Here is a 7,331-nt window from a genome sequence, read left to right as displayed (position 1 = left end):
CGCCCGGCCCGCCCGCGGGGCGCGTCCAGCGCCGCGCGGCCGCAGACGACGGAGCCGTAACTGTGGCAGAGCAGGCCGACCCCGGCGGACGGGTTGACCCTGTGCACGCCCGCCAGGAACCGCCGGAGCTGCGCGCCGCCCTCGTCGGCGCGCTCACCGGTGAGGACATCGCTGCTGAACGTTCTGGGGGCGGCGTAGCCGAGCCATGCCACAACGGCCAGTCGTGGGGCCAATCGCGGGGCCGGTCGTGGGTGCGGCGCATCGGCGAGGGCTTGGGCGTATACGGCACGCGCCCCTCCGCCCGGTGTCGACCACGGTTTTCCGCCGCGGGTGTCGAATGTCGTCAGCGTGGTGTCGGCTCCGGGAACCAGCACCGCGACCCGCTTCGCCCTCGTGAGATCACCGACGACCTCAATGGCGCGCCCAGCGCCGCGTGGGTCGAAGTAGAGGAAGCGGCGTCCCGGCCTGAGGAACGCGCCGAGAGCCCGCATCCGGTCGGTGTCGCCGACCTCCTGCGCGGTGGCGAGCGCCCTCTCGATGGACCGGCGGCCGGTGGTGTACCGGACGTCCAGCGTGGAAGGCGCCAGTTCGGGGACGGCGGCCGGCGGCGCGTAGGGGTCCGCGTGGCCGGTCCCCGCGGTCGTCAGCAGGACCCCCGAGATCGAAACAGCGCAGGCCAGCGCCCTGCGGAGCCGTCGGGTGCGCGGTGAGACCGTCTTGCGTGGCGACATCGCCCGCCTTTCTACCACCCAAGATCGTCCGGCCGGTCGCGGCCGGTGCCCGGCTTCAGGGGGCGTTTCGGGAGATGTACGGCCCCGCGATCGCGCCCGCGGTGTGGTTCGCGTCACGTCCGGGACGGCGCGGCCCCTCGAACTCGCGGACCATCGCCCAGAGGGCGGCGAGGGTGACGGCGCAGACCGCCAGCCACGGCAGCCGCTCGATGATCCAGGCGGGCCGGTCGGGTGCGGTGTGCAGGCCCGGCAGGCGGCCGTACGCGAGCAGCCCGCCGACCGTGACCGCCAGGAGCGCCGTCTGGTGCCACAGGAAGATCGTCATGGCGGAGCGGTTGGCCGCGGACACCGCCGCGCCCACCCGGGCGTGTCGCGTCCAGCGGGTCAGCGGGCCGTGGACGAGGAGGGCCAGGCCCGTCTGGGCGAGGCCGAAGGCGACCGCGGCGAGGGTCGGCGGGCTGAGGTTGGACACCGCCGCCCCCGGCACGCCGACCATGCTCGCCGGGTACCCCGCGAACAGGACCAGCAGGGCGGTCGCCGCGGCGCCCCCGCCCAGCAGGGCGAACCCGGCCCGGCGGGAGCCGAGCGCGCCGGACGCCCAGCCGAAGCCGAGGTAGAACGGAACGAGCCAGCCGGTGAGGACGGTGGCCCAGCCCGTCCACCCGGGTGCGCCGAGCGCGAAGCGGCCGAGGTCGACCGCGGCGGTCACGGTGACGAGGACGGCGGCGCCCCACAGGCCGAGCCGGTTCCAGACGGCCGCCACGACGGGGGTCGCCGCCGTCAGGACCACGTAAACGCCGAGGAACCACAGCGGGCTCAGCACGAGCCCGACCAGCGTGCGCAGGGTTTCCGCCGAGAAGCCGGCCCAGGCCAGCGCGGCCGAGGCGGGAAGCCAGGCGGCGAGCAGGATCGGAAGCGGGCGCGCGAAACGCGCCAGACGCCGCCGCAGCCGCGGCGTCCACGGCTCGCCGGGACGCAGGCCCTTCCCGGCCGCGTATCCGCCGACCAGGAAGAAGACGGCGAGCGTTTGCAGCACCCAGGAGATCGGGGCGAACTCCGGCATCGTCTTGAGCGGGCTCGTGACCCGTATCTGCGTGCCGGAGCGGTCCGCGACGAAGGCGGTGACCAGCCAGTGGCCGAGCACGACACCGAGGATCGCGAACGCGCGGAGCGCGTCGACGGCGCCGTCCCGCCCGCCCTGCCGCGATGACTCTGGCACGGGTGACTCGGGCACGGGGGTCTCAGGCACGGGTGACTCAGGCACGGGTGACTCAGGCACGGGGGACCTCCGAGGCGCGGCCGAGGGCGATCAGGGCGAGGTTCCGGAGTGCCGCCGAGCCGGGCCGCAGGTAGCCGCTGTGGGCTCCCGCGCCGGCGTCGAAGCGGAGCGCGCCGAAGCGGGACGAGACGGGATCCGTGCCGAACCCCAGACCGGCGAAGCGGAAGTTCGGCACGAACCGCATCCAGTCGCCCGTCGAGCGGCCCGCCCACACCCGCGCGGGCGTGCCGATGCCGGCCACGTCGTCCGCCGTGGTGCCGGGGCTGCCGTACAGGGCGATGTCGTCCACCGGAAGCGGTGCGAAAGACCGCGCCGCCTTGACGCACACCACCGAGCCGTAGCTGTGGCACAGGAGCGCGAACCGCGCGTGCCCGTTCACGCGGTGGACGCCGGAGACGAGGCGTTCGAGATCGCGGGCGCCGTCCTCCGCGTCACCGGCCGTCACGACGCGGGTGCTCAGCATGGACGGCGACTCGTAACCGAGCCAGGCGATCACGGCGAGCCGCGTGCCGGGCGTGTCGGCGCGGGCCTGCCGGTAAAGGGCGCGGCCGTCGCCGCCGGCGAACTTGGGGGCGTCGTAGTTGGCCAGCGTGTTGTCCGCACCGGGCACCACCACGGCGATGCGGTCGGCGCGGCGCAGGTCGCCGACGACCTCGACGGCCCGTCCGTCACCGCGCGGGTCGAAGAACAGGAACCGGCGGCCTTCGGTGAGGAACGACGCCAGGACGCGCGCCCGGTCCTCGTCGTGGAACCGGTGCGCGGTGGCCAGCGCCTGAGAGATCTCCCGCCGGGTGGCCTGGAACCGGGTGCCGAGGGACGCGGCCGACAGTTCGGGCAGCGCACGCGGGGCCGCGTACACGTCGCCGTGCCGGGCGGCGGCGCTCGTCGACCCGGCCGCCACGAGGGCGAGAACGGCGGCCGTGGTCTTGCGGACGCGGGTCATCCGGGACGTCCCTCCTGGAAGTGGGCTGCACTGTCCAGGACGCTAGGAATCGGACGCCGTAGAGCAGATCAACCGGCGGTGTGATCTTGCGGTGTGCGACCGCGGTATCAGCCGGGGTATGCGCCGGGGATGGTCGGGGCCGTTCAGTCGCCGGGGCGGACCAGCCCCACCTCGTAGGCGTAGACGATCGCCTGCGGCCGGTCGCGCAGCCCGAGCTTCATCAGGATCCGCCCGAAGTGCGTCTTGACGGTCTGCTCGGCGACGACCAGCTCCGCGGCGATCTCGCCGTTGGACAGCCCGCGCGCCACCAGCGTCAGCACCTCGGTCTCCCGTTCCGTCAGCTCCTGCAGCCGCTTGCGGGCCGGCGACCTGCGCCCCCCGAGCCGGGAGAACTCCGCGATGAGCCGCCGGGTGATCGACGGTGACAGCAGCGCGTCGCCCGCGGCCACGACCCGCACCGCGTCCGCCAGCTCGGTCGCGGAGGCGTCCTTCAGCAGGAACCCGCTGGCCCCGGCCCGCAGCGCCTCGTAGACGTAGTCGTCCAGGTCGAACGTGGTGAGCATGAGGACCTTCGGCGCGTCCACGGCCGCGTCCCCGGTGGTGTCCACGGCCGGGTCCCCGGTGGTGTCGCCGAGGATCCGGCGGGTCGCCTCCAGGCCGTCCATCACCGGCATCCGGACGTCCATCAGCACCACGTCCGGACGCAGTTCGGCGACGCGGCGCAGCCCCTCCTCGCCGTTGACCGCCTCGCCGACGACCTCGATGTCGGGCTGGGCGTTCAGCAGCACGCCGAACCCCGTGCGCACCATGCCCTGGTCGTCGACGATGACGACGCGCACGGGTCTCCTGTGGTGGGACGACCCCCCACATCCCCCGGAACCGACGGTCACGTCCGCTCCCGGGCGTCCACCGGCAGGTTGGCGGTCACGGCGAATCCCCCCTCTGGCGTGGGCCGGGCGGTCAGCTCGCCGCCGAGCGCGGCGGCCCGTTCCCGCATCCCGACGAGCCCGTGGCCGCCGCCCGGCAGCGGTGCGCCGGGCGCCCGCCCGGCGCGGCGGGGGCCGTCGAGGGTCCCGGGCGGTCCGTTGACGACGCCGAGCCACACTATTGCCTCATCGCGCGACACTTCGACGTTCACCCGCGATCCCGGCGCATGCCGCATCACGTTGCTCAGCGCCTCCTGCAGGATCCGGAACGCGGTGAGCCCCACGCCCGGCGGGAGCCCGTCGATGTCGCCGTCCAGGAACGTCTCCACGTGCAGGCCCGCCCCGCGGGCGTTGGCGATCAGCTCGTCCAGCCGGTCCAGGCTCGGCTGCGGGGCGGTCTCGGCGCCGTCCTCCGAGCGCAGGACGCCGAGGATGCGCCGCATCTCGGTCAGCGCGTCCAGCGCCGTCGCCCGGATCTCGGTCAGGTCGCGGCGCGTCTCCTCCGGGAGCGACCCGACCTTGTAGGGCGCCGCCTCCGCCTGGATCGCGATCATCGACATGTGGTGCGCGACGACGTCGTGCATCTCCCGCGCGATCCGCTGCCGCTCGGTCAGCACCGCCTCGGCGTCCTGGTGCCGCCGCTCCTGCTCGGCCAGCTCGCGGCGGGACGTCCGCCGGACCCGGACGGCGTAGCCGACCGCCAGCGGCAGCAGGAGCAGCACCGACGCCCCGGGAGCCGAGTCCGGGTCCTTGACCCACACACCGGCGAAGGAGAGGAGCGCGACGCCCAGTGTGATGTCCCGCGAGCAGCGCACCGTCACCGTGTAGACGCACATCAGCGCGGCGAACGCCCCGCCCTCGGTGTACTCGATGCCGACCGGCCACGCGCTGATGGACAGCACCGCGAGCGCCGCGAAGCTCGTCCGCCACGCCGCCAGCGGATGCCGGTCGCGCAGGGCCAGCGGCGCGGTCACCAGGAACGCGAACAGCAGGGCGGTGCCGTCGCCGGGGTAGTTCGCCGCGTCCGCGCGCACGGGTTCCCGCAGCATGGAGCTGGTCCCGGCGGTGATCAGGACGGTGAGGACGAGCCAGAACAGGTTCGTCACCAGCCCGAACGGCAGCCGTCCGATGCCGAGGAAGCGCGTCCACCGCAGCCCCGCGGGCCACGGCCGGTCGAGCGGCGGCGCCGGCTCGGCCCGTCCGGTCAGCGCCGCGGCCACGATCCCGTTCCGCAGCACGGTGCGCAGCAGGTTCGGCTCGCCCTCGGACTCGTCCCCGGCCATGCCGACCAGGCTAGAGACTCCGCGGCCGCCCCGGATGACACCGTGGTGGGACACGTCCGTCATACCCGGGTACGGTGCGGTGCGTGGAGCCCGTCGAAGCGCTGCGCCGTATCGCGTTCCTGCTGGAGCGCGCCCAGGAGCCGACCTACCGCGTGCGGGCGTTCCGCACCGCCGCCGACCTCGCCGAGCGGACGCCCCCGGAGGAGCTGGCGACCCGCGCCCGCGAGGGAACGCTGACCGCCCTGCCCGGCATCGGCAAGGTCACCGCCCTGGTGATCGAGGAGGCGCTGCGCGGCGAGACGCCCGTCTACCTGCGCCGCCTGGAGGCCACCGAGGGGGAGCCGCTGGACGAGGCCACCGCCGCGCTCCGCGCCGCGCTGAAGGGCGATCTGCACACCCACAGCGACTGGTCGGACGGCGGCTCGCCCATCCTGGAGATGGCGGAGACGGCGCGCTCCCTCGGGCACGAGTACCTCGCCCTCACCGACCACTCACCGCGCCTCAAGGTCGCCAACGGCCTGTCCGCGGACCGGCTACGCCGCCAGCTCGACCTGGTCGCCGAACTCAACGAGGATCTGGCGCCGTTCCGCATCCTGACCGGCATCGAGGTCGACATCCTGGAGGACGGAACCCTGGACCAGGACCCCGATCTCCTCGACCGGCTGGACGTGGTCGTCGCCAGCGTCCACTCCAAGCTCCGCATGGAGCGCGTCGCGATGACCGAGCGGATGGTCAAGGCGATCGCGAACCCGCGGGTGAACGTCCTCGGCCACTGCACGGGGCGCATCGTGAAGGGCGGCGGCAGGCGGGGCGGGCTGCGTCCGGAGTCGGAGTTCGACGCCGCGCTCGTCTTCGACGCCTGCGCCGCCTACGACGTCGCCGTGGAGATCAACTCCCGGCCGGAACGCCTCGATCCGCCCAAGCGCCTGCTCCGCCTCGCCGTCGAGGCGGGCTGCCGCTTCTCGATCGACTCCGACGCCCACGCGCCCGGCCAGCTGGACTGGCAGCACCACGGCTGCGAGCGGGCCGCCCGGTGCGCCGTCCCCGCGTCCCAGGTCGTCAACACCCTTCCCGCCGACGACCTGGTCGCGTGGGCGCGCGCCGGGCTGTGACGGCCCGCGGTGGCCGCCGCGGAACTCAACCCTTGGCCTGCTCGATCCGGACCATGTTGCCGGAGGGGTCGCGGAACGCGCAGTCGCGCGGGCCCCAGGGCTGCTCGATGGGCTCCTGGAGGACCTCGGCGCCCTGCACGCCGCGCACGCGCTCGAACGTCGCGTCGAGGTCGTCGGTGCTGAAGATGGCCATCGGCAGGACGCCCTTGGTCAGCAGCTCCTGCAGTGCGTCGCCGTCCGACTGCGAGCGGCCGGCGTGCGGTTCGGAGAGGACGATGGCCGCGCCCGGCCGCTCCGGGTCGCCGAGCGTGACCCAGCGGAACTCGCCGTAGGGGACGTCGTTCAGCACTTCCAGGCCGAGCCCGTCGCGGTAGAAGGCGAGCGACTCGTTCAGGTCGTTGACGGTGATGTGGCAGTACCGGATTGCTGTCGTCATGCAGCCAACGTTAAGCGGCGGCGGTGCGGCCCGCTTCTCCGATCCTGCTCGGGCGGTTCCTCGTCGGGCGGGTGTTCACCTTGGCCACGCACGCGGGCATCGCCGCCATGGCGCTGTGCTCGCGGGCGCGGTACGCGCTCGGGGTCTCCCCGACGATCTCGGTGAACCGGGAGCTGAACGAGCCGAGCGAGGTACAGCCGACCGCCATGCACGCGTCGGTCACGGTCGTGCCCGCGCGCAGCAGCGCCATCGCCCGCTCGATCCGGCGGGTCATCAGGTAGCTGTACGGAGTCTCGCCGTAGGCGGCCCGGAACCGCCGCGAGAAGTGCGCGGGGGACATCAGCGCGCGGTGCGCCATCGTCGGCACGTCGAGCGGCTGCGCGTAGTCACGGTCGATGAGGTCCCGGGCGCGGCGCAGGTGAGCGAGATCGGCGAGCTCTTCCGGCGTCATGGATCTGACGCTACCACTCGCCGGTGACATGCCCGCTCACCTGCGCGGACGCGGTTGAACCGCGGTTGCCCGGCCGCCGCGTGCGGCTGCCCCGCGGTCAGGGGGTGAGGGAGCAGGTGTTGGTGAGGTCCCCCGTGGTGGGCCGGGGGACCTCACCAACACCTGCTCCC

At 73.9% G+C, this 7,331-nt stretch carries 8 protein-coding genes; 1 reads left to right on the top strand and 7 read right to left on the bottom strand.

What is annotated here, in order from left to right; translation table 11 throughout:
- The 5 genes from E1289_RS35215 to E1289_RS35195 all read right to left on the bottom strand — a co-directional run.
- Positions 1-731, bottom strand: a 731-nt coding sequence (locus E1289_RS35215) for an alpha/beta hydrolase (RefSeq protein WP_131988111.1), incomplete at its 3' end; no start/stop codon positions are given.
- A 55-nt stretch (positions 732-786) separates the two neighbouring features.
- Positions 787-1,950, bottom strand: coding sequence for an acyltransferase (locus tag E1289_RS35210; protein ID WP_131988109.1), 1,164 nt, complete (start codon positions 1,948-1,950; stop codon positions 787-789).
- A 52-nt stretch (positions 1,951-2,002) separates the two neighbouring features.
- Entirely contained in the window at positions 2,003-2,953 is a 951-nt protein-coding gene (locus E1289_RS35205) for an alpha/beta hydrolase (RefSeq protein WP_131988107.1), read from the bottom strand.
- Between the two features lie 143 nt (positions 2,954-3,096).
- On the bottom strand, positions 3,097-3,792 hold the full coding sequence (locus tag E1289_RS35200; protein ID WP_279488497.1) for a response regulator transcription factor: 696 nt from the start codon (positions 3,790-3,792) through the stop codon (positions 3,097-3,099).
- Between the two features lie 47 nt (positions 3,793-3,839).
- Positions 3,840-5,162, bottom strand: a complete 1,323-nt coding sequence (locus tag E1289_RS35195) for a sensor histidine kinase (RefSeq protein WP_131988105.1) — start codon at positions 5,160-5,162, stop codon at positions 3,840-3,842.
- An 83-nt stretch (positions 5,163-5,245) separates the two neighbouring features.
- On the opposite strand from E1289_RS35195, the gene E1289_RS35190 reads away from it, so the two are divergent.
- Complete coding sequence (locus E1289_RS35190) at positions 5,246-6,274, top strand: PHP domain-containing protein (protein ID WP_207929357.1); 1,029 nt, start codon at positions 5,246-5,248, stop codon at positions 6,272-6,274.
- 25 nt (positions 6,275-6,299) lie between these two features.
- On the opposite strand, the gene E1289_RS35185 is transcribed toward E1289_RS35190, so the two are convergent.
- Entirely contained in the window at positions 6,300-6,710 is a 411-nt protein-coding gene (locus E1289_RS35185) for a VOC family protein (RefSeq protein ID WP_131988101.1), read from the bottom strand.
- Between the two features lie 10 nt (positions 6,711-6,720).
- On the bottom strand, positions 6,721-7,161 hold the full coding sequence (locus E1289_RS35180) for a helix-turn-helix transcriptional regulator (protein WP_131988099.1): 441 nt from the start codon (positions 7,159-7,161) through the stop codon (positions 6,721-6,723).
- Positions 7,162-7,331 lie beyond the last annotated feature (170 nt).

It is taken from the genome of Actinomadura sp. 6K520 (assembly GCF_004349245.1).
Taxonomy (GTDB): Bacteria; Actinomycetota; Actinomycetes; order Streptosporangiales; family Streptosporangiaceae; genus Spirillospora.
Note: the sequence above shows the minus strand (reverse complement) of the source record. Positions and strands in the feature narration are given on the sequence as shown.

What these genes read in the sequence shown, in the direction of transcription:
- E1289_RS35195 (WP_131988105.1), bottom strand. Translation starts at nt 5,162, where the DNA reads ATGGCCGGGGACGAGTCCGAGGGCGAGCCGAACCTGCTGCGCACCGTG.
- E1289_RS35185 (WP_131988101.1), bottom strand. Translation starts at nt 6,710, where the DNA reads ATGACGACAGCAATCCGGTACTGCCACATCACCGTCAACGACCTGAAC.
- E1289_RS35205 (WP_131988107.1), bottom strand. Translation starts at nt 2,953, where the DNA reads ATGACCCGCGTCCGCAAGACCACGGCCGCCGTTCTCGCCCTCGTGGCG.
- E1289_RS35180 (WP_131988099.1), bottom strand. Translation starts at nt 7,161, where the DNA reads ATGACGCCGGAAGAGCTCGCCGATCTCGCTCACCTGCGCCGCGCCCGG.